General features: G+C 39.2%; 21 protein-coding genes and 1 tRNA gene. 7 read left to right on the top strand and 15 right to left on the bottom strand.

The annotated features are described in order from the left end of the window. Positions 1-3: 3 nt before the first annotated feature. From CH364_RS06115 to CH364_RS06130, 4 genes are all read right to left on the bottom strand, one after another. Entirely contained in the window at positions 4-414 is a 411-nt protein-coding gene (locus CH364_RS06115; RefSeq protein ID WP_100742686.1) for a DUF2452 domain-containing protein, read from the bottom strand. 133 nt (positions 415-547) lie between these two features. Next, positions 548-1333, bottom strand: a complete 786-nt coding sequence (locus CH364_RS06120) for an SPOR domain-containing protein (protein WP_100742687.1) — start codon at positions 1331-1333, stop codon at positions 548-550. Further along, complete coding sequence (gene coaE / locus CH364_RS06125; RefSeq protein ID WP_100742688.1) at positions 1330-1950, bottom strand: dephospho-CoA kinase; 621 nt, start codon at positions 1948-1950, stop codon at positions 1330-1332. The genes CH364_RS06120 and coaE overlap by 4 nt, the downstream gene beginning before the upstream one ends. Before the next feature lie 83 nt (positions 1951-2033). Beyond that, positions 2034-2972 (bottom strand): alpha/beta fold hydrolase, encoded by a 939-nt coding sequence (locus tag CH364_RS06130; protein WP_100742689.1) that lies wholly within the window; start codon positions 2970-2972, stop codon positions 2034-2036. 70 nt (positions 2973-3042) lie between these two features. Here CH364_RS06130 and CH364_RS06135 point away from each other — a divergent pair. Beyond that, positions 3043-3115, top strand: a tRNA-Phe gene (locus CH364_RS06135). A gap of 7 nt (positions 3116-3122) precedes the next feature. Here the strand turns inward: CH364_RS06135 and CH364_RS06140 are convergent. Together CH364_RS06140 and CH364_RS06145 are read right to left on the bottom strand one after the other, a co-directional pair. Further along, positions 3123-3380: a hypothetical protein gene (locus CH364_RS06140; protein WP_004788896.1), complete on the bottom strand. Its 258-nt coding sequence runs from the start codon at positions 3378-3380 to the stop codon at positions 3123-3125. A 50-nt stretch (positions 3381-3430) separates the two neighbouring features. Then, the gene (locus CH364_RS06145) at positions 3431-4837 is read right to left on the bottom strand and encodes an aminotransferase-like domain-containing protein (protein WP_100742690.1); all 1407 of its coding nucleotides are present in this window, start codon (positions 4835-4837) and stop codon (positions 3431-3433) included. A gap of 74 nt (positions 4838-4911) precedes the next feature. On the opposite strand from CH364_RS06145, the gene CH364_RS06150 reads away from it, so the two are divergent. Together CH364_RS06150 and CH364_RS06155 are read left to right on the top strand one after the other, a co-directional pair. Next, positions 4912-6105 (top strand): aminotransferase-like domain-containing protein, encoded by a 1194-nt coding sequence (locus tag CH364_RS06150; RefSeq protein ID WP_100742691.1) that lies wholly within the window; start codon positions 4912-4914, stop codon positions 6103-6105. 260 nt (positions 6106-6365) lie between these two features. Continuing rightward, entirely contained in the window at positions 6366-6791 is a 426-nt protein-coding gene (locus tag CH364_RS06155) for a hypothetical protein (protein WP_100742692.1), read from the top strand. Between the two features lie 20 nt (positions 6792-6811). Here CH364_RS06155 and CH364_RS06160 read toward each other — a convergent pair whose 3' ends face one another. Both CH364_RS06160 and CH364_RS06165 read right to left on the bottom strand, forming a co-directional pair. Continuing rightward, positions 6812-8887, bottom strand: a complete 2076-nt coding sequence (locus tag CH364_RS06160) for a PP2C family protein-serine/threonine phosphatase (protein ID WP_100742693.1) — start codon at positions 8885-8887, stop codon at positions 6812-6814. Between the two features lie 36 nt (positions 8888-8923). Continuing rightward, positions 8924-10246: a radical SAM protein gene (locus CH364_RS06165; protein WP_100742694.1), complete on the bottom strand. Its 1323-nt coding sequence runs from the start codon at positions 10244-10246 to the stop codon at positions 8924-8926. Positions 10247-10503: 257 nt separating this feature from the next. On the opposite strand from CH364_RS06165, the gene CH364_RS06170 reads away from it, so the two are divergent. Further along, positions 10504-11685 carry a lipoprotein LipL45 gene (locus tag CH364_RS06170; protein ID WP_100742695.1) on the top strand — a complete coding sequence of 394 codons (1182 nt, stop codon included), beginning with the start codon at positions 10504-10506 and terminating at the stop codon, positions 11683-11685. A gap of 75 nt (positions 11686-11760) precedes the next feature. Here CH364_RS06170 and CH364_RS06175 read toward each other — a convergent pair whose 3' ends face one another. Together CH364_RS06175 and lipA are read right to left on the bottom strand one after the other, a co-directional pair. After that, complete coding sequence (locus CH364_RS06175) at positions 11761-12057, bottom strand: hypothetical protein (protein ID WP_100742696.1); 297 nt, start codon at positions 12055-12057, stop codon at positions 11761-11763. Positions 12058-12076: 19 nt separating this feature from the next. Then, on the bottom strand, positions 12077-12982 hold the full coding sequence (gene lipA / locus CH364_RS06180) for a lipoyl synthase (protein WP_207762217.1): 906 nt from the start codon (positions 12980-12982) through the stop codon (positions 12077-12079). 49 nt (positions 12983-13031) lie between these two features. Between lipA and CH364_RS06185 the strand changes: the two genes are divergently transcribed. Genes CH364_RS06185 through CH364_RS06195 form a run of 3 tightly spaced genes read left to right on the top strand, consistent with a single transcriptional unit; the run spans position 13032 to position 15371 of the window. After that, positions 13032-13775 (top strand): pseudouridine synthase, encoded by a 744-nt coding sequence (locus tag CH364_RS06185; protein WP_100742698.1) that lies wholly within the window; start codon positions 13032-13034, stop codon positions 13773-13775. 56 nt (positions 13776-13831) lie between these two features. Beyond that, positions 13832-14857 (top strand): DUF1574 domain-containing protein, encoded by a 1026-nt coding sequence (locus CH364_RS06190; RefSeq protein WP_100742699.1) that lies wholly within the window; start codon positions 13832-13834, stop codon positions 14855-14857. Between the two features lie 40 nt (positions 14858-14897). Then, entirely contained in the window at positions 14898-15371 is a 474-nt protein-coding gene (locus CH364_RS06195; RefSeq protein WP_423790162.1) for an HPP family protein, read from the top strand. A 4-nt stretch (positions 15372-15375) separates the two neighbouring features. Here CH364_RS06195 and fsa read toward each other — a convergent pair whose 3' ends face one another. Genes fsa through purN form a run of 5 tightly spaced genes read right to left on the bottom strand, consistent with a single transcriptional unit; the run spans position 15376 to position 19654 of the window. After that, positions 15376-16020: a fructose-6-phosphate aldolase gene (fsa, locus tag CH364_RS06200; RefSeq protein ID WP_100742700.1), complete on the bottom strand. Its 645-nt coding sequence runs from the start codon at positions 16018-16020 to the stop codon at positions 15376-15378. 50 nt (positions 16021-16070) lie between these two features. Continuing rightward, on the bottom strand, positions 16071-16742 hold the full coding sequence (locus CH364_RS06205; protein ID WP_100742701.1) for a hypothetical protein: 672 nt from the start codon (positions 16740-16742) through the stop codon (positions 16071-16073). Positions 16743-16785: 43 nt separating this feature from the next. Next, positions 16786-17502 carry a hypothetical protein gene (locus CH364_RS06210; RefSeq protein ID WP_100742702.1) on the bottom strand — a complete coding sequence of 239 codons (717 nt, stop codon included), beginning with the start codon at positions 17500-17502 and terminating at the stop codon, positions 16786-16788. Continuing rightward, positions 17502-19043 (bottom strand): bifunctional phosphoribosylaminoimidazolecarboxamide formyltransferase/IMP cyclohydrolase, encoded by a 1542-nt coding sequence (gene purH / locus CH364_RS06215; protein ID WP_100742703.1) that lies wholly within the window; start codon positions 19041-19043, stop codon positions 17502-17504. The genes CH364_RS06210 and purH overlap by 1 nt, the downstream gene beginning before the upstream one ends. Beyond that, a complete protein-coding gene (gene purN, locus CH364_RS06220) occupies positions 19040-19654 on the bottom strand; it encodes a phosphoribosylglycinamide formyltransferase (RefSeq protein ID WP_100742704.1) in 615 nt (204 codons plus the stop codon). The genes purH and purN overlap by 4 nt, the downstream gene beginning before the upstream one ends. Positions 19655-19669: the final 15 nt, after the last annotated feature.

The following is a 19669-nucleotide window of genomic DNA, read 5'->3' on the forward strand; positions in this document are numbered from 1 at the left end:
GTGTCAATCCTTCGATTCTAAAAAAACTTCAGTGAAACTTCTATCGGGATTCATAATATAAGAACCTTTATAGGAATGTGGAGGCTGGTTGCCCCAATCTTTGGGAGAAAGGAGAGAAAAGTAAGAACCATTTTCTTTTTCATATAAATGAATTGTTTGGCCTGGTTTTTTTTCAAACTGGCATCGTGCTTTGTGTAGCTCAATGTCTTTTTCAGAGCGTTTTAAAATGAGTTCCGCTTCTTCTTTCAGGCGACGAATTTGTCCTGCAATAACTTCCAGTTTTCCATGTAAATGCAGTCGGACAGATTCTTCTGCAAGTTCAATTTCTTTGGCCCGGTCTACAAGACTGATACTTGGTGCAAGCCTACTGGTTCCATAGGTAAGACTATGATGGGGAGTTTCCTCTGTTTCCATTCTAAGGATTAGACAATCGTGATTTTAGAAATTTGCAATGAATTTCCGAAATGAAATTTCGGTGAAGATAGAAAAAGGCTTCCCTAAATATTTTAGGAAAGCCGAAGGCCAAGGTTTTTGACGATCTCTATTTTTATGATAACGGTTGGTAACTGACAACCATTGCCTTGGATTTAATCTCTTTCGGCATAGAAGTTTTGGAAAGAACCTTGGAAAGAGATCCTTTGTCTTTTGATTTTCCCAATTGGACTACAAAGAATCCATTTTTTACAAGGATAAACGATTTTGCTGGCAACTTACCATGGTTATCTGCTTTTAGTTGAGATAAAAAAGTTTCAGCAGATTGTCTGCTATTAAAGGCAGCCAGTTGGATCGTAAATTGTTTTCCATCTGATTTGTTTGTAGATGATGCTAGAGAAGGAAGTTTTTGCGATTTGGACAACTTCGACGTGGGAGCCAAGTTTTTGAAACGTTCTTCTTGTTTCGCACTTAACTCTCGTTTTTCTCTACGTTTTGTCAAATCAACAATTTGTTGTTTTTTCTCTTCTTCTTCATCTTTCGCTGTGGAAGTCTCTACAAAGTATGGATGATTTCCAACATCAGCCATTGGAATCTCTTGTGATGCGTTTGTTTGTTCTTTGGATTTTGTTCCTTGGACAAGAGAAGAGGCTGCATTTGTTCCCACTGTCGCCTCTGTTCCGTTAGTTGTTATCGGAGCAGGGATGGTTGACTCCGTTGTTTCAGGGCTAATTTGAGTGAGTTCACTCTTTTTTTGAAGGGTCTGTGCCTCTTCTTGTTTTCCGCGGCCAACAGAAACGCCTAGGAAAAAAATAGAAAAGAAAAGTGCAAAAAGAAAGAGGGATAAAACTCCGATTCTTTGTTTATCTAGGTTGATTACGTAAAATACTCTTTCTTTCATTTTTTTATCCTTTTTTTGATTTCTGAATCGATGATAACAATTTGTTCTTTTAACTTTTCCCTTTGATTATCGTTAGTTACGACAAAATCAGAGAGAGACTTTTTTTTCTCTAAATCCATTTGGGAAAGATTTCTTTTTTGGAAATCTTGGTAATCCATTCCACCCCGACTTTGTACTCGCTCCCATGCCACTTCCGGACTCACAGCTACAGTCACTGTAAAATCGCAAATGGTATGAGCATCAGTTTCGAATAAAAGGGGAACTTCCCAGGCAACAATACTTCCATCCTTTCTGGAATTTAGGAATTCAAGAAAGGTTTTGCGAACTAGTGGGTGTGTGAGTTCGTTTAGGGCGGTTAGCTTTGTTTTGTCGGTGAAGGCAAGTTCTGCGATTTTAGCGCGGATGGGTGCCCCATTTGTATCTAAGATAACATCGCCGAAAATTTTGACGAGTTCCCCGATGACAGGGCTATTCGGTTCTGTGAAAGTACGTGCGATGGTATCAGAGCTAATGGTTTCTGCGCCTAATTCACCAAACATAGCAAGTACAGTGGATTTTCCCGAACCAATCGATCCGGTAATTCCAATCAGTGTTTTATTGTTATGTTTTGGACTCACGGGTTTATAACATAAAAAACCCGTGAAAGTACAAGTATTTTTTTATCCTAATTTAGAAAAAAAATACTAAAGTATTTGGTGAGTTATTTTTTGGATCGATCGAGGTTCAAAATCCAGTCTTGTACGAGTTTGGCGGACAACTTGGGATCTTCAATCATGGGAGCATGACCCATATTTTCTAAAAGGACAGTTTCTAGATGGGGTTTTAATTTTTGTTTTAAAACATCCATCACAGTATAATGAATGACTTTGTCCTCTTTTCCCCAGATGGCAAGAGTGGGTGCTTGGATCTCGGTTAGTTTTTTCTCTAATACATAACCTTCTTTTCTGATTTGTTTTAGGATGGAGGCATTCCATTCTCTATTCGCAAAAGATTTGTTTGCAAAATAAGTTTTCAAAAAACCGGGAAGATAGGGAGGTTTGACAAAAGTAAAGCTAAGAAGCCTGTCGAAGTCTTCGGGACTTGTGAGAAGAAGGGGGCTTGGTTTTCCTGACAGTTCAATGGTTTGCATTTCACTAGGAGTTGGACTTTTGATGCCAGCATTGTCAAAGAGGATAAGAGATTTTACCTTCTTTGGGTATTTGGCGGCAAAGATTCCTGCAATGCCTCCACCCATTGAATTTCCAGCGATATGAAATTCTTTTAAACCTAAAGATTCTGTGAATTGGAAGAGTCTGTCTGCTTGTGCTTCTTGGGTGTAGTTGAGTCCATCTGGTTTGTCCGATTCTCCAAAACCGGGGAGGTCGGGGGCTATGACTTGGAAATCTTCAGGCAGGTGTCTAGAAAATCTAGTCCAATGGTCTTTATCTCCACCAAAGCCGTGTATGGCGAGAATCGTTTCTGTGTTTCCCTTTTTTTCTGTATACTTCCATTCTAATCCATCAACCAAAATGGATTTGGTTTCCAGGTCGGACCGGAAACGCTCTAGGCTAATTCCTGTTTTGTGGAGCGTGGCTGCACATTGTATTTGCAAAACGGAGAAAAGGATTAGGGTGGTGAATGGTTTCCAGTTGGTTTTCATAGTGTCCTTACAAAAAATATAAAGGTTCGTTGACAGAGGGATCAGAAAAAATACTTTGGTCGTAACCGAAGGCCCTGTAGCTCAGTCGGTAGAGCAGAGGACTGAAAATCCTCGTGTCGGCAGTTCGATTCTGTCCGGGGCCACGGTTGCCTAATTTCCAACCTTTCTCTCTTCTCCCATCGTCCATAGACCCAAAAATTCGTTCTCTTCTACCTTTTTACATAGTTCTGGCTTATAGAGCTTTTTTACCGGAGGTTTGGGATAAATATGGATTTCATCATTGTCTGGGATAAAAGTAAGCATTCTTAAAATCGTATCTTGGCCTTCAATTTCATACATCGTGTAAGACATTCCTTTAGAAGGAATGATTTGAGAAGTTTCCAAATACTTGCGTGTGTTTTCTGACATAGTATAGACCTTGTTTTCGATTCTTCTTCTTGCAACCAAAAACTTTAAAATTAGGGTTTTCGTTTTTTTAAGAATAACTTGGAAAACAAAATGAGTTTTTCTCGAATTTTTGGTGAAACACCAACAGATACATTGAGTCGAAAATGGTGGTCCCAGTGTTTGGAAAGTCCAAATAGGGAACCTGGGGCAATTGCCATTCCTATCTTTTTGGATTCGTTTAATAGTTTATCACCGTCTAACGGAGATTTGATCCATAATACAAATCCGCCATCTGGTTTTTGGATCTCTAGGGTTTCGGCACTATGAAACGATAAAAGTTTTGTATATTCGTCCGTCAATTTTTGATATTCGACCCGTAAAAATTTGAGATGCCTTTCATAAGTTTGTAGTTTTAAAAATTGAAGTACCGCCATTTGCGTGGGATTGTTTTCGGAAATTTTATAAGCTCTGGTTTGTTTACTTAATTCCCGAATTCCTGTTTTGGAAGCCACCCAACCCATCCGAAGTCCAGGTGCTATTGTTTTTGAAAATGAAGAACAAAGATATGTTTTCGGTGCATTTGGTTCTGTGGGAAAATAACTCACCAAAGGTTTGGGTCTTGTACCTGAAAAATATAAATCTCCATAGATATCATCCTCTACTAATTGAATTCCATAAAAATAAGAAGTTTTTGCCAAGTTTAGTTTGGTAAAATCACTTAAAAGGATTCCGTTCGGATTATTGAAGTTAGCTGAGAATAAAAATACTTTCGGTTTGTGTCGTTTGATTAGTTTTTCATATTCATCGCAAGAGATCCCTTCTTCTTTTCTGTAGGGAATTTCTACAACTTTTAGTCTCAGAGTTTCTAAAATTTGAAATAATCCAACATAAATGGGGGAAGGGACAATCACTGTATCTCCAGGTTCTGTTGTACTCAGTAAGGAAAATGTAATGGCTTCTGTACATCCGCTTGTGATCTGAATTTGTTCTCTACCTACTCTATATCCTTGGATGGAAGTGCGTTTGCTGATCCATTCTCTTAAACCTAGGTTTCCTTGTAGATCTCCATACGAAAATATCTCTTTGAATTGAAGCGCTTTTTTAAAAGAGGAGGTAAGAGCTCCTAGTGGAAGATAAAAATCAGAAGGTATTGCTGCGCCAAAAGCGATGAGCTTAGGATCCATCACTGTGTTCATAATTTGTTGGATTCGATCATCAGCCTCCACAGCTGGATAAAATTCATTCTGTGGTCCCGAAATGACAGTGCGAATGTTGGGATGAACAAAGTATCCCGACTGAGGAACTACAAAGATATAACCTTCCTCTTCCAAAATTCGGTAAGCCTCTTTGGCAGTGGTGAGACTACATGACTTTAAACTTTGAATTTCACGAAGGGATGGAATTCTTTCACCTTCAGAATAATATCCAGACTTAATTTCGGTTTTTAGGTCTGTCGCTAATTGTTTGTATTTTGTCATAGAGTACACTGTATACGAATAGATTGAGATAACTGTATATGGACAGTTGCTTCTATTTTTGATATTCTAACACTATGAAAACGGAAAAGCCAAGTATTTTTTCAGCAAAACGAACTTCTTTTGTTCGCACATCGGTCATCCGGGAAATTTTAAAGCTAACTGTTGAAAATTCTGATATTCTTTCTTTTGCAGGAGGACTTCCGAATCCTAATTTACTTCCGAAAGGTGTTTTAAGTTCTGTGATGGAGTCTGTAGTGAAAGAAAACATTGCAACTGCATTTCAATATGGTGATTCTTCAGGATACCTCCCTCTGCGAACAATTATTTCAAACCAACTAACCGATGTATATTGGTCTTCCGCAGAATCCATCACAGTCACTCACGGTTCCCAACAAGGACTTGATATTTTAGGGAAAATGTTTATGGATTCCGATACCAATGTTTTATTGGAAGACCCTGTGTATTTGGGAGCATTGCAGGCGTTTTCCCCTTACAACCCTAATTTTTTTAGTGTTCCCATCGAAACCGATGGACCTAATTTATATTGGTTTGAGGAAATTGTTTCACAAAATAAAATCCATGTTTTTTATGTTAACCCTTCCTACCAAAATCCTTCTACCTATACTTGGTCATTGGAAAAAAGAAAACAAATCGCAAAAATCTTAGATGAAAAAGAAATCATTCTTATCGAAGATGAAGCCTATCGGTATTTGGATTTTAATGGGGTTGTTTATCCTTCCGTCAGTTCTTTTCGTAAAAGAAGTGACCTAACATTTGTTCTTGGAAGTTTTTCTAAAATTTTATCTCCTGGGTTTCGATTGGGTTGGACAGTAGTACCAGAGGTTTATCGATCTTTATTTACGGCGATCAAACAAGGTAACGATTTGAATTCCAATCAGTTTTCGCAAGTTGTTGTTTCTAAACTTTTGAATGAACTAGATTGGAAGAGCCACCTTTTTTCCATTCAAAAGTTTTATTCAGAAAAAAAGGAAAACTTAGTTTCATTGTTAAAAGAATATTTACCAGAGGCTCGGTTTTCTATTCCAGAGGGGGGAATGTTTCTTTGGGTGGATTTTCCCAAGGTAACTACTAAAGAGTTAATGGATCGTTGTCTCTCCAGTGGTGTCGCAATGGTTCCGGGAACTGAGTTTTCTCCCGTAAGCCGGCCTTCTTCTTATTTCCGAATGAATTTTAGTTTTTTAGAGAATGAAGAGTTGGAACTCGGTGTGAAACGGATCGCAAAAGCCTATCGCGACATAAATACGTGACATGCGTTAAGTATTTTTTTCTTGACACTACTATTCGTTTGTTTACTTATTGGGTATGAAGCCCGCTGTCACCAAAGCTTTGTATCCTAAATTTTCTATTTTGAGTTTGGAAGAAAAATTGGAGGTTCTCAAAGAGGATCCTAGTTTTCGTCTTCTTGTCGATCAGATCTATCAAAACTATAAGGAAAACAGGTCCACAGTCATTCTTTGATTTGCCTACATGAAGGATTCTCGCTTCCATGGAAACAAAGTAGGTAATCATGAATTTAGATCTAAATCCCCAAGAAACAAAACACCTTTTGAATGCACTTGCTGTATTTGAATGGGTGAGCAATTCGCCCCATGAAGAAACAGATCCTTCTGTAGACGAATTCATCCAATCCATTTTAAAAAAACTTTCTGCTGCAAAGGATAGTCCCATCGTATCTGAAAACGGACTTTATACCATTGCAGAAGAGTACTTCCAAGAAGTATTCGAATCATATATCGAACCTTATAACGATGATATATTCTGGACAGACCTTTCTACGGAACTTGCCCAAAGAGATTTAGAACAAAAAGTATCTGCAAAGGATTTGGAAGCATTGAGCCCTGAAGATTATGAAACGAAAGTTTCCAAAGAAGCAGAAAAGTATGATGCAGAATTTGAAAAGAATGGAGTAGACAATTTATTCTTAAAAAAATAAAGAAAGTTTGGGAAAAGATTCTACGGAGTTTTTTCCCATTCAATGAGAACCATTGTTTGGTCATCCTCTTGTTCTTCTTTTCCTTGGAAGAGGAACAGTTGGATGACAAGTTCCGCAAGAACTCTCTCCGATTCTTTTCCTATGTAATCTACTAGAATCTTTTGGATTCGTTCCATTCCAAACTCTTCTCTTGTTTCGTTTTTTTGTTCTAACATCCCATCGGTAAAAAGTAAAATGCGATCTCCCACGGCCATTTGGAATTGTTTTTGTGTATAAGGTTGGTCCTTTTTTAAACCAATGATATTCCCAGTTCGATCTAAAATGATTTGTTCGCCTGAGGATTGAAAAATCTGGTTAGGGTGACCCGCTGACGAATAGTAGACGGTCTTTGTTTTTGTATCGATATCCAATAAAAATCCAGAAAATACAATTTTTAGGCCTGAAAATTTGTTCTGAATCTTTTGATTGAGATGGTTCATCATATCATCCGTTTTGGTGATGAAACGTTTGATGGCTTCGTATTCAGATTTGATTGCCATCGTATATAATGCTGCTTGGATTCCGTGTCCAGTTGCATCAGCTACAAAAAAACGAACAGTTCCATTATCCAATTCAAAGATATCATAAAAATCTCCACCCACTTCTCCTTGTGGTTGGAAGTAGAGATGGATCTTCAAATGTTCAAATTTGATTCCATCTTCAGGAAGGATCTTTTGTTGGATTTTTTTAGCGAGTAGGAGGTCTTTTTTGATTCGATTCAAAGAAGAGTTTAATTGGAACGTTCTTTCCGAAACAATTTGTTCCAAATTTTCGGTGACTGCTAGTAAGGATTCATTGCTAATCTTTAAACTTTCCGCAAGTTCCTCTGCACGGATAAAAGCATTGGCAATCCGACTCGAAAGAATCAGAGATTGGATAAAAATAAAACAAAGTAGGGCATAAGGAGTTAGTCCAATTCCTCGGTTGTTTACACTGTGTCGTAAAATATCAAATGCTACAGAAAATGCTAAAACAAGAAGTCCTAAAAAAAATAATTTGGAATTGGGCCTTTTGTTAAAAACAGCTTTTAGGTTGATATGAATGACATACCCAATGGTAAAAAATGCCAACACTTGGAATCCATATAGTAAAATGGTAAAAATAGATATTGGTAAAAATAATGTAAAAGAAAATGCAACACTTGCGATGAGTACAGTTCGTACATACTTTGGGTTGGATTCTTTTGGAAAAAGAGAATAAATAAATAATAAGAAGGTTGGTACCGCAAAATAAAAGGAAGCAAACTCAATCCGAAATGCGGTGGGCCAATGAAGACCAGGAAAGAGTTCTAAGATATACCTTTCACCGGTAAAGGCGAGTCGGATCCCCAGTAAAAAACAAAAAACTGCAAAATAAAAAATAGAGGTTTCTTTTCTTTTATAAAAATACAATCCAAAATGATAGAGACCAATAAGAACGAGAGCACCGAGTAAAAAAAGTTCCCGTGCATTGGCGAGCATCTTCTCCCGATCCAAAGCATTTTTATTTCCAAGGCTTGGAATGGCCCAAAACCCGCCAAAATTGTTATCATAGTTTGCGATATGAAATACAAGTTCGATGACTTCATTATCAGGAATGAGCGTATAGTATTTGGATTTAATCCTTGGTGTATCATCAAATTGGTTGATACCTGGTTTTCCTTGGCCACCAATCAAAATTCCATTGGCAAAAAATCGATAGGAAGAGGCAACATCGGGAATATAAATCCGTAATTCTTGTCCTACGGTTTGTTTACTGATATGAATGAACGCACGTAAGGTGACGTGGCCTGTTCTTGGTAATTCTTCCCCACCAAATTCTTCATCTTGCCAAGAATTGGGAATTGCCAAATAACCAGTCAGAGGTTTTTCTCCGTGAAAAGGTGGATAATGGAATTCGCCATAATACAATTCCCATTCCCCTTGTAAGTCCACAATGGTATCTTCTTTGAACGTAATTTCCTTTAAGTCCAGAACCCCTTGGCGGAACCTATAAGGTTCTTCTTGTTCGGGGTTCTGACAGGCAAATTGGAAGACCAGGAGAGAAAAAACTCCCGTTAGTAGGATTTGTTTTCGCATAAACGGATTTTAGTTTTTTCTTTATACAGGATAGAACTAATTTCGTCCAGAATATCCTATGACATCCATAAAAGCAGAAACAGAAAATACTGCCTTACCTGGACCAGGTTCCCCATACCCTGGAGGAGTGGGGAGACCATACTGTTCAAAGGTTTCTTTCCAAGCGCGTAACAATTCACAAAAATAAACAAGTGGTGGGCCTGCTTGTTGTCCAAGTGTGGTATAAGGTTCTGGGCACCAAGCAGTGAATCTCGGAACAATTCCTTTGGACATAAAAAAATCTAAACCTTGTTTTGTGGAAGTGATGGCTTCAGCTACCGTTTTAAATCCCCAAGGTTCTGAAAGTTCTACCCCGCCGACAAAGTTAGGGATTACATTTTCTGGACCAAATACTTCCGCAGAATCTACCACACGACGAATCCAATTTTCATAACCAATCCAACTGGATTTTCCAGGACAGATCTTTTCAAAAAGTGCCTTGTCCCAAACTTCGTAATTGGGGTGATAAATTTGGATCCCCGCATCTTTGAACTTTTGGCAGTCTTCTTTTTCAAAGGCTTGGGCTACTAGTTTTCCCATCCATCGTTTGGGAAATCGTGCTTCAATGGCTTCCGGGTATTGGAGGTAAAAATCTACCTCAGATTTTTTCTTTAAGTTGGTAAGGACTGATCCACCGGTTATGGTATACACTTTTGCAATTTGGTCCTCTGCATCCACCCAAGATAAAACTTCTAAAATATCTTCAACGTCTTTCACCCCAGTATAGGGCCGGCCAGCACCTTTTTGTTGGCGGTAGTTGTGGTTGATATCACAATAAGCACATTCTTCATCTTTTCCAAAGTATTGGCAATTTCGGAATACCGTTAGATACAAAAGGTAACCCCATTCGATGACAGGTGCCACTTCCCCGGGTAATTTTCCTGATTTGGTTTTGTGTCTATACCAAGAAGGAATCGGAGGATACTCAGCACTCCCAATTTCTGTTTCTTCTAAAAACAAAGTAGGAATTCCATCCTTTGATTTCATTTTATAGGGGGAGTTCGGGTTGTTTCTTGTAGAGATCACTGTTTTTAAAAGACCAAAATGACCTCCAGAGATTTTGATTTCCTCGGGTGCTTTGGTGTCTGCCCCATCTTTCAGGTCAGCGAGAGGGATGTGGTCGAAGGAAAAGATAAAATAATCTTTGGATTTATAAGGATCTTTGACTAAAAAGGATTCCGGTAAAAAGTGGATGCCTTGCCTTAGGATGTCTTGTTTGACAATGGCTTCCATCGGTAGGTCTTTGTACAACCTTTCCATTTCTTCCAGGAGTTTGATGGAGGAGGCGGGTCTTTGGTTCAGTGTAGAAGTTTCAGCCATAATGGGAGTTTTTTTCTTCCTCTATCTTAGACAAAGCTATTTTCCAAAGGAAAACTTATCTTTTCCCTTGAAAATCCCTAGTTTCAGGGAAAAATACTGAATATTCGTTTACAAATCTAGTCACTAAATTATTTTTTTTCCGAACTAATGAATTTTTTTTCATTCTAGAAAAAAATACAAAAAAGCTGGGAATTTCTTAACCCTCAGTTTGTTGATTAGAGTAACGAAAGTTGAATTTCACTAAGGGACAGGACGATATGAAAGCATCGAAACTAACCATAATGGGCCTCGCGCTTCTTTTTACTGGTCTTACAGTTTGTAAGAAACCAGACGCAGAAGTGTCTGAAGCACCAAAAAAACCAGCAGATTTATCTGCGGTAGTCGTATTTGCGGTAGGAGATTCAAAAATCCAACACGCAGACCAAACAGAAGAAAAAGCACAGCTTGGTGCCCTTCTGAAATCCGGGGATAACGTAGTCACAGGCGACAATGGAAAAGTAGACATCCAATTTGCGGATGGATCGAGCATTCGTATCTCTCCTAAGTCCGCGATTGACTTTGCGAAACTCTCTATGGACAATTCTGGAACTACAGACACTCAAATTGCTCTAGTTTCAGGAAAGGTATTTGCGAAAGTCAACAAAGCTAAGAAAGAAGACAACTTTACTGTCGTAACACCAACTGCGATTGCGGGTGTGCGAGGAACGTCTTTTATCGTAGAAGCTGCAGAGGGAAAACCTGCGAAAGTAAAAGTAGTTGAAGGCGCGGTTGCATTTGCTCCACGTGTTCCTGCTTTAGAAAAACTTTCTACAGAAGAAATCTCTGGAAATGCTGACTTGAAAAAACTCCAAGAGTCTTTAGCGAAAGCAGAAGTCATTCTAGAGAAAGACCAAGCTTCCACTCAATCAGCAAAATCTGCTGACCTTGCAAAGGCTGCTGATATCCAAACTTTGGATTTGAACAAAGCATTCAAAACTTCTGAGAAAGAAAAACTCGTTGTTGAAAGTGCAAAACTCACTAAGAACGAAGAGCAAGAAATCAAAACCATCGTAACTGTAGATAAAAAAACTGCAGAGGAAATCGCAAAACTTAGCGAATCAGCTCAAACTGAAAAGTTAGATGAGTTGAAAAAACAAGAAATTGATGCTAAGAGACATGCAATTGAAGGTGAAGTTGCGAAACGCCAAGAAGAAGAGAAGAAAAAATTCGAAGAGTCTTTGGCTAACCAACCTAAAGAATTTAAATCTAAAAAAGACATTGTAAACTACTACGAAAGAATTGAAAAAATCGTTCTTGTAGATGGAAAAACAGTGATTGGTGCGATCATCAACCAAGAAAATGGACAGTTGATTGTTCACACTGAAAATGGTGTTAAGAGAATTGATATGGACAATGTAGAAGAAGTCATTTATGACCTTCAACAAAAATCCAAATTCTAAATAAACCAACCCTTAAGTAGAAAAGAAGCCTGGAGGAGAAATCCTTCGGGCTTTTTTTATGTATTTTTATCTTTTTTATTTTTCTTTGGATTTGTATTCGTTCCAAAGAATGCGAATGGCATTGATCAAAGGACTCACTTCAATGACAAGTAAGTTGGATTCGTATTTTACGAGTAAGGTGCTATTGCCAAATCGATCCATTTCTCCCCATTCTACTTGGAGGTCGGGCGAATGAGATAATGCATTTTGGATGAGGACCTTTACCTCAAAGTCAGTTAAGGTTTCTCCAATTTCACTTAGATCCTTTAAAATTGAAAAAAAGAAGGTTTTGGTTAGTTCCTCCCTGAATGCCTCCAATTGTTCCCGATCCATAGTCTATCTTTCGGACCAATCAGTTTACTTCGTCTGAAAAATATTCCTCAGCATGATAGGAAGACCGAACCAGTGGACCAGAAGCTACAGTTTTGAATCCAGTTTGATAGGCAAATTCCTTCCAAAATTCAAAAGTTTCCGGTTTCACGAATTCCTGCACAGGGTAGTGAGTGGGTCCAGGTTGGAGGTATTGTCCAATGGTTAACATCCGAACTCCATGAGCATAGAGATCTTCCAAACATTGTTTTACATCTTCTTCTTTTTCCCCAAGTCCCAAAATGATCCCACTTTTTGTAAGGAAACCATGTTTTGCAATATGGGAAAGTACCTCAAGTGATCGTTTGTAGTTCTTCTGGGGTGTGATCGTGCGAAAAAGTCTCTCCACAGTTTCGATGTTATGATTGATGATATTGGGTTTTGCGGCATAAAGAATTTGTAAGGAATCTTCTTTGGCCTTAAAATCAGGGATAAGAACTTCTATGGAACATGTAGGACGATACGATTTGATTTTCGTAATGGTTTCTGCAAAGTGTCCAGCTCCGCCATCTTTTAGATCGTCTCGGTTCACAGCAGTCAGAACCACATGGCGGAGTTCGAGTTCTGCGACGGACCTTGCGACTCGTTCGGGTTCCTCCGAATCAAGCGGGTTTGGTTTTCCAAAAGCCACATCGCAGTATTGGCATCGCCTTGTGCAAATATCACCCGACAACATATAAGTGGCTGTTTTACGGTTCCAACAATGGTTGAGGTTCGGGCAACTGGCTGATTCGCAAACAGTATGGAGTTTTTTGGATTCCACCTCATCCCTCACCTTGGCTAGAGCATCTCCTTCCGTCGGAAAACTCACTCGCACCTTCATCCACTCGGGAAGGTCCACTCGGGGGCTGATATTTTTAGAGCGAGGTTTCTTTTTTAACGGATTCATACCTTCTTTAGACTTTTTGAAATGAGGCCACTTTGTAAAATGGAAAATCATGAGGATCAACGCATTTCTAGCCAAATTAGGTCTCGGTTCCCGAAGAAAAGTAGAAGAATTGGTTCTCTCTGGCAGAATCAAAATCAACGGAAGCACCATCACTGACCTTTCTTTTCAGGTCGAAGAAACCGATTCAGTGAGTTTCGATGGGAAAAAGGTACAAATGGATGAGGACTCGCTAAAACGACCCAAAATCATTGCCTTCAATAAGCCAGCAGGTTACCTAACTTCCCACGAAGATAAGTTCCATGAGAATACAATCTTTTCACTTTTGCCGGAAGGTTTTCAAAAATACAATTATGCGGGTCGTTTGGATTTGGATTCACGTGGGCTTTTGCTTTTATCGATTGATGGAGATTTTATCCAAAAAGTCACACACCCAAGAAACAAAATAGATAAAGAGTATATCATCAGTTTGAGACAACCAGTGGCTTGGAAGAGTATTGCCGACGAGTTTATGTTAGGTGTAAGGGAAGGGGGAGACACTCTCAGAGCACTTTCTGTAAAACCAGCAAATGTAATGCCGGAAAAAACGAACCCCGGTTTCACAAGTTATCTAAGTATCATCCTAAAAGAAGGAAAAAAACGACAAATCCGTAGGATGTGCAAAGCCAAGGATTTGGTGGTTCTTGATCTCTATCGAATTCGGATCGGAAAATTGGATTTACGTGACTTTGTTCTAGAGGAAGGCAAATATAAGGTTGTGACAGAAGAACAGGTTCTTGGAAAACCGACGGCTTAATTTAGTTGAAGAATCCAATCCACTCTTAAAATTGTGAGGTTAGGGGATTTGTTTTTTTGAAATCAAAACCGTTTTTATTTTATCCAGTGGTTCTGTTTTTATTTATCTTTGTCGTAGATAAAATTTTTCTTTTGCCTGTCTTTCACAATGATTTTCTTCAGGCGGGGAATTCTGTTTTTTATTACCAAAGAAAGGTATTGGCTGATCGACTTCTTGCAGATAAGGAAGCCCAAGAGAAGAACTTAGCACTTGTTTTTGGAGATTCTAGGTCCTATCCTTTTTCGGAACTTGGTATTCCGGATAACTACAAAAAAAATTGGACTCTCTACAACTTTAGCAGTCCCCAAGGAATTCCAATGAATTCCTATATCCAATTAAAGGATTTATTGGAGAAGGGTGTCACTCCTGAGTTTGTCATTCTTTCTCTCAGTCCAGAGGCTTTCGATGACAATAAAGGTTTTATTCTTTCTCCCTTCCTACGTATGGGTTGTAACAAAGAGTGTATGGACATCGTCTGGAAAGACATCCCTCTCAAAGAAAAATGGACTTACTTTTTGGATAAACTCTTTGTGATCCGCAGTATGGAATTGAATTTATCTTTGCTTGGTTCTCGGCTCAAACAAGGGAAATTAAAAGAATACAAATCTAAATACAACCAAGAGTTTCAACTCATCAATTTTAGTAAAGGTGAGTATCTGATGTATGGAGTTCAGTCCAACCCTATTGAAAAAATCAAAAAAGATACTCTTCGTATCGGTAGTTTGTATATGAGTTCTTATGCAATAGGCGAGTCACAAAAACCTTATGTGGAAGCATTTTTAGAACTCACTCGAAAAAATAAAATCAAAACCTTAGTTCTTTGGCCGAAGGTTTATGGTGATTATTACAAGTATTATGAAAAATTTCATATTAAGGAAGTTTGGTGGGAACCCATTGAGTCTATGTCTACTTCGTATGGAGCTTACACACTCAATTGGAATAAACCCGGAACTTGTGATTTATTTAACGATGCCTCACACCAATCTGCTTTTTGTTTTATCGACCAAATGAAAGAAATTTGGGTAACTTACGCTGAAAAGTAGATTTAAGAATATACCTTATAAAATCAAAGCCCCTCTTCGAATGGATCGCCCTAGACGGTCCCTTCGATTTGCAATTTGGAGTTTGATAAGTAGTACTGTATCTATTTGGTCTATCCTTGCCATTACCAACTTGTCTGGGCATTCCCTTCTGATTGGTTCGTTTGGAGCTACAGCTGTTTTACTTTTTGCTGTCCCTGATGCTCCACTTTCCCAACCCCGAAATTTGATTGGTGGGCATTTGATCTCTGCTACCATTGCTGTGATCCTTGTGGCCACACTGGGAACCAATTTTTTCACCATTGGAATTTCTGTGGGACTTTCGATTTTTGTGATGTATATGACTCACACCTTACACCCACCAGGTGGCGCGACAGCTATGATTGGAGTTCTTGGAGGGGTGGGAGTGGATTTTATTTTGTTCCCCGTTTTTATTGGGGTGATGATTCTACTTGTAAATGCATTACTCGTGAATAATTTGGTCCACCACCGAAAATATCCGGTGGTGTGGTTTTAGCGTTCTACCAGTTTAATTTTTTAGAGTCTTCCACAAACTTTGCAAGTCCACTGTCAGTGAGTGGGTGTTTGAAAAGCATTTCAAATACGGAATAAGGTAGGGTAACACAATCTGCCCCACGAAGAGCCACTTCTTTGAAGTGGATGGGATGGCGTACTGAAGCCGCAAGGATTTGTGTTTCGATACCGTAGTTATCATAAATGTCTCGGATCTCCGAAATCAGCTCCAATCCATCATATCCAATATCATCCAATCGTCCTACAAAAGGAGAGATAAAACTAGCACCTGCTTTGGCAGCAAGTAGAGCTTGATTGGCAGTAAAACAAAGTGTTACGTTGGTTTGGATTCCTTGATCGGAAAAAGCTTTTACAGCTTTGATTCCTTCTGGAATCAGAGGAACTTTTACGACAACGTTTTCAGCTATTTTAGAAAGTTCTAAACCTTCTTTGATCATCGTGGGAGCGTCGGTTGCAAGAACTTCTGCACTCACAGGTCCTTTTACAAAACTACAAATTTCTTTGATGACTTCCGTGAACTTACGGCCTGATTTTGCGATGATGGATGGGTTGGTGGTGATTCCGTCTAGGAGACCAAGTTCATGGACTTTTTTGATTTCGTCTATGTTGGCTGTGTCTAAAAATAAATTCATTTTGCCTCGTATGGATGGCTTGGATTGCCAAGCCTCACGAGACAGGGTAACTACGGGATTAAATCCCGCAAGGTTTTTGTTTCTTGAACACTAAAGAAATCGACATAATCCTTCGCGATGATCTCTTTTAAGTTCGCAGAAAAATAATCGATACGGCGAGTGTAGGGTGCTTTTTTGTATCCTTCTCTCCAAACTACAGCAAATCCACCACGAGGAGGGTTCTCACGTCTTTCTACAAGTTCCCAAATGGCAGCTCCAGAAACCTTATCGTCTCCGATGGCCTCTTTTCTGGGTTTCCCATATTTCTTTTCCATCTTCTCTTTGATTTTATCTGATGGAACTAAGTTGAAAGTCACACCTACGGAGAATAGGATTCCATTTTCACGAAATTCGGTTTGTCCATCGATGGAAGGATCGGTTTCTGCAGTGCCTTCCCTTTTCGGGCGAACTTCTTTGAGTAATTCTGGAGTTTTATAAAAACGGTAAAGATAAAAGATTCCATTTCTTTTAATAAGAAGGCTTTCCTCTTTTTTTTCATTTAAGAGTTCGATCTTTTCCTTTGATTCCGGATTGGTAGCCATAGACAAAAATTTTTCACGGATGGATTCAAAGGTCATTCCCCAAGAAGCTTCTGCAAATCCATCCAAACTATTTGGCATTTCTGTTTGGGCGCTAAGAAGTCCAGGGACTAGGAAAAGAAGGAAAACCAGATATTTCTTCATATGATTTCTATCGGTCAAAGTGAGAAAAAAGAGAACCTGTTTCTTACTTAAAATCGTCTCGGAAAGGGTCGTCTCCCAATCCAAAGTCATCGGCTTCTTCCGTAAATGGTCCCTCATCTTCCTCTTCCCAACCATCGTTTTGTGCTGAATTGGAAGTCGCCGAAGGTGCCCCCCAGTCATCTTCCGATTCATAGGAATAGGAAGTGTCATTTTCTTCAAAACTCATTCCGAAGATAGGTTCTCTATTCCAAAGAAACACAAGAACTGGAATTTGGAAAAGAACGAGAAGTAAATAAAACAAAAAGAAAAGATCACGATCCAAGCCGTAGTGAACAGCACCCGCAGATAAATTCCCTAAAGCAAGGCCAGAGAGTATCGGCTTCGCTAATGCGAGGTATTTTTCACCACGGTAAGCCTCTTTTAAAAACGGAAAGGAAAAGAAAAGTGCCAAAAAGAAAATCGGCATATGGAAGATATGTTCGAATGGCCCAGGCCCTTTTTCTCCAAGGACGGACCCAAGAAGGGACCAAAGCCAAACAAGAAGGGCACTTCCGAAAAAGGCCCCACTTCCGTAGATTAAATTTCCACCTGATTCCAAAACATCCAAACAAATGCGAAATACATCCGCACGAATGTCTGTGAGTTCTTCTCTGCGGTAATTTGTTTTTTTTGAAAAGAATAGAATCTTTACATAATACACAATGACCGCTGTCACCAAACAAAAGAAGGTGAGAAATAGGAGGAAAAGAAAAAATTCCATTAGTGACGGAAATGCCTCATTCCAGTGAACACCATAATCAAACCATGTTCGTCTGCGGCTTGGATGACTTCTTCATCACGGATGGATCCGCCTGGTTGGATGATGGCTTTTGCACCCACTTTGGCAATGGCATCAATTCCATCACGAAATGGAAAAAATGCATCACTCCCCACGTAAGATCCTACAACAGAGAGTCCCACTTTTTGTGCTTTCATGGCACCAAGTTCCACCGAATCCACTCGAGACATTTGTCCCGCTCCAATTCCAAGAGTTGAGTTTTGGTCTGTATACACAATGGCATTGGATTTGATAAACTTCACACAGTTCCAAGCAAACATCAATCCTTCCAAGTCATCTGCGGTTGGTTGTTTTTTTGAAACAATTTTGAGTTTGTCTTTTGTAATTAGATCATAGTCACGATTTTGAATGAGAAGTCCATGATGGAGAGAACGTAAATCTAGTTCATCCAAAGCTTCGTCAAATTTGGCAATCGGAATCAAACGAATATTAGGTTTTTTCCCGAAAATCTCCAAAGCCTCCTCTGAAAAACTTTCGGCAATTACACCTTCTACAAAGTTTTTTGTGATTTCTTCTGCGGCATCTTTTTCCACACGACCATGAATTCCAATGATTCCACCAAAAGCAGAAATAGGATCTGTTTTTCTGGCAAGTTCAAAGGATTCGAGGACATTTTCTCCAAAAGCAATTCCACATGGGTTTAAGTGTTTGACTATGGAAACTGCATTTTTAGGAAGTAGGCTTGCTACGTGAAATGCGGCATCAAAATCCAACATATTATTGAAAGAGAGTTCTTTTCCTTGTAAGGCTTCAAACTGTGATTTGATAAATAGTGGTTCGTAAAATGCTGCATCTTGGTGTGGATTTTCTCCATACCTAAGTTTTTGTTTTTTATTAAAGGCAAAAGTGATTTTATCAGGATATTTGATATCTAACTTCTTATTAAAGAAAGTGGAAATAGCTGAGTCATAAGAAGCAGTTTCAGAAAAAACTTTGGCTGCGTATTGAAATGCAGTTTCTCTGGAAACTTTTCCTTTGTTTGCCGTAAACTCTGATTGGAAAGATTCGTAGTCTTTTGGATCCGTAAGAACAACAACGTTTTTATGGTTTTTTGCCGCCGAACGGAGCATAGACGGTCCACCAATATCGATGTTTTCGATGGCATCTTCTAGGGTTACATCTGGTTTCATGACTGTTTTTACAAATGGATAAAGGTTCACAATCACAAGTGTGATAGGAACAATTCCATTCGTTTCCATTTGTTTTACATGGTCAGGGTTTGTTGTGTCACCAAGAAGACCCCCGTGGATTTTTGGGTGCAGGGTTTTCACACGGCCATGAAGGATTTCTGGAAAACCAGTAAACTCATCTACCTTTTTCACAGGAATTCCTGCTTTGGAGAGGGCATCATAGGTTCCGCCTGTGGAAAGAATTTCCACTCCGTTTTTGGCAAGGAAGGAACAGATCTCTGTAATTCCGGCTTTATCGGATACGGATACGAGTGCTCGTTTGATTTCGATCATTTTAGGATTTCTACCTTTCGTTCTTTGATTTTTAATTTATCTTCACAAAACAGTTGTATAGCGAGCGGAAGGATCTTGTGTTCTTCCGCAAGGATTGCAAGGGATAGTTCTTTTTCAGTCCATTCGGGGGCAATGGCAATCGCTTTTTGTAAGATGATGGGACCCGTGTCCACACCTTCCTCCACAAAATGAACCGTACACCCTGCAACTTTTACCCCATAGTCCAGGGCTTGTTTTTGGGAATCGAGGCCCGGGAAGGAAGGGAGGAGGCTCGGGTGGACATTGATGATTTTGTTTTTAAACATTCGGACAAATTCTGGTTTTAAGATCCTCATATAGCCGCAAGCCACAATCAGGTCTGGGTCAAAACTCTCCACTTCCGTAAGTAGATCCTTATGGTATTCTGTCTTTTGGGAATAGGTGGCGTAAGGAATGACCTTTGTCGGGATTCCAAAGGATTTGGCAATGCCTAAGGCTTTCGCCTCTGGGTTGTCGGTCACAAGGGCAACCAAGTCGACCTTTAGCTTTTTTTTACGAATGTACTCGACGGAAGCGGTAAAATTGGACCCTCTGCCCGAGGCCAAAAAAACGAGACGTTTTATTTTTCCCATGTGATATTCTAAGAA

The sequence above is a fragment of the Leptospira harrisiae genome, from assembly GCF_002811945.1.
GTDB lineage: Bacteria > Spirochaetota > Leptospiria > Leptospirales > Leptospiraceae > Leptospira_A > Leptospira_A harrisiae.

Bases quoted from the DNA above. Each gene is read 5' to 3' on its own strand.
- CH364_RS06120 (WP_100742687.1), bottom strand. From the start codon at position 1,333: ATGAAAGAAAGAGTATTTTACGTAATCAACCTAGATAAACAAAGAATC.
- CH364_RS06185 (WP_100742698.1), top strand. From the start codon at position 13,032: ATGAGGATCAACGCATTTCTAGCCAAATTAGGTCTCGGTTCCCGAAGA.
- purH (WP_100742703.1), bottom strand. From the start codon at position 19,043: ATGATCGAAATCAAACGAGCACTCGTATCCGTATCCGATAAAGCCGGA.
- CH364_RS06155 (WP_100742692.1), top strand. From the start codon at position 6,366: ATGAATTTAGATCTAAATCCCCAAGAAACAAAACACCTTTTGAATGCA.
- CH364_RS06145 (WP_100742690.1), bottom strand. From the start codon at position 4,837: ATGACAAAATACAAACAATTAGCGACAGACCTAAAAACCGAAATTAAG.
- CH364_RS06150 (WP_100742691.1), top strand. From the start codon at position 4,912: ATGAAAACGGAAAAGCCAAGTATTTTTTCAGCAAAACGAACTTCTTTT.
- CH364_RS06160 (WP_100742693.1), bottom strand. From the start codon at position 8,887: ATGCGAAAACAAATCCTACTAACGGGAGTTTTTTCTCTCCTGGTCTTC.
- CH364_RS06115 (WP_100742686.1), bottom strand. From the start codon at position 414: ATGGAAACAGAGGAAACTCCCCATCATAGTCTTACCTATGGAACCAGT.
- CH364_RS06165 (WP_100742694.1), bottom strand. From the start codon at position 10,246: ATGGCTGAAACTTCTACACTGAACCAAAGACCCGCCTCCTCCATCAAA.
- purN (WP_100742704.1), bottom strand. From the start codon at position 19,654: ATGGGAAAAATAAAACGTCTCGTTTTTTTGGCCTCGGGCAGAGGGTCC.
- CH364_RS06205 (WP_100742701.1), bottom strand. From the start codon at position 16,742: ATGAAGAAATATCTGGTTTTCCTTCTTTTCCTAGTCCCTGGACTTCTT.
- CH364_RS06170 (WP_100742695.1), top strand. From the start codon at position 10,504: ATGAAAGCATCGAAACTAACCATAATGGGCCTCGCGCTTCTTTTTACT.
- CH364_RS06195 (WP_423790162.1), top strand. From the start codon at position 14,898: ATGGATCGCCCTAGACGGTCCCTTCGATTTGCAATTTGGAGTTTGATA.
- CH364_RS06175 (WP_100742696.1), bottom strand. From the start codon at position 12,057: ATGGATCGGGAACAATTGGAGGCATTCAGGGAGGAACTAACCAAAACC.
- lipA (WP_207762217.1), bottom strand. From the start codon at position 12,982: ATGAATCCGTTAAAAAAGAAACCTCGCTCTAAAAATATCAGCCCCCGA.
- CH364_RS06130 (WP_100742689.1), bottom strand. From the start codon at position 2,972: ATGAAAACCAACTGGAAACCATTCACCACCCTAATCCTTTTCTCCGTT.
- CH364_RS06140 (WP_004788896.1), bottom strand. From the start codon at position 3,380: ATGTCAGAAAACACACGCAAGTATTTGGAAACTTCTCAAATCATTCCT.
- CH364_RS06210 (WP_100742702.1), bottom strand. From the start codon at position 17,502: ATGGAATTTTTTCTTTTCCTCCTATTTCTCACCTTCTTTTGTTTGGTG.
- fsa (WP_100742700.1), bottom strand. From the start codon at position 16,020: ATGAATTTATTTTTAGACACAGCCAACATAGACGAAATCAAAAAAGTC.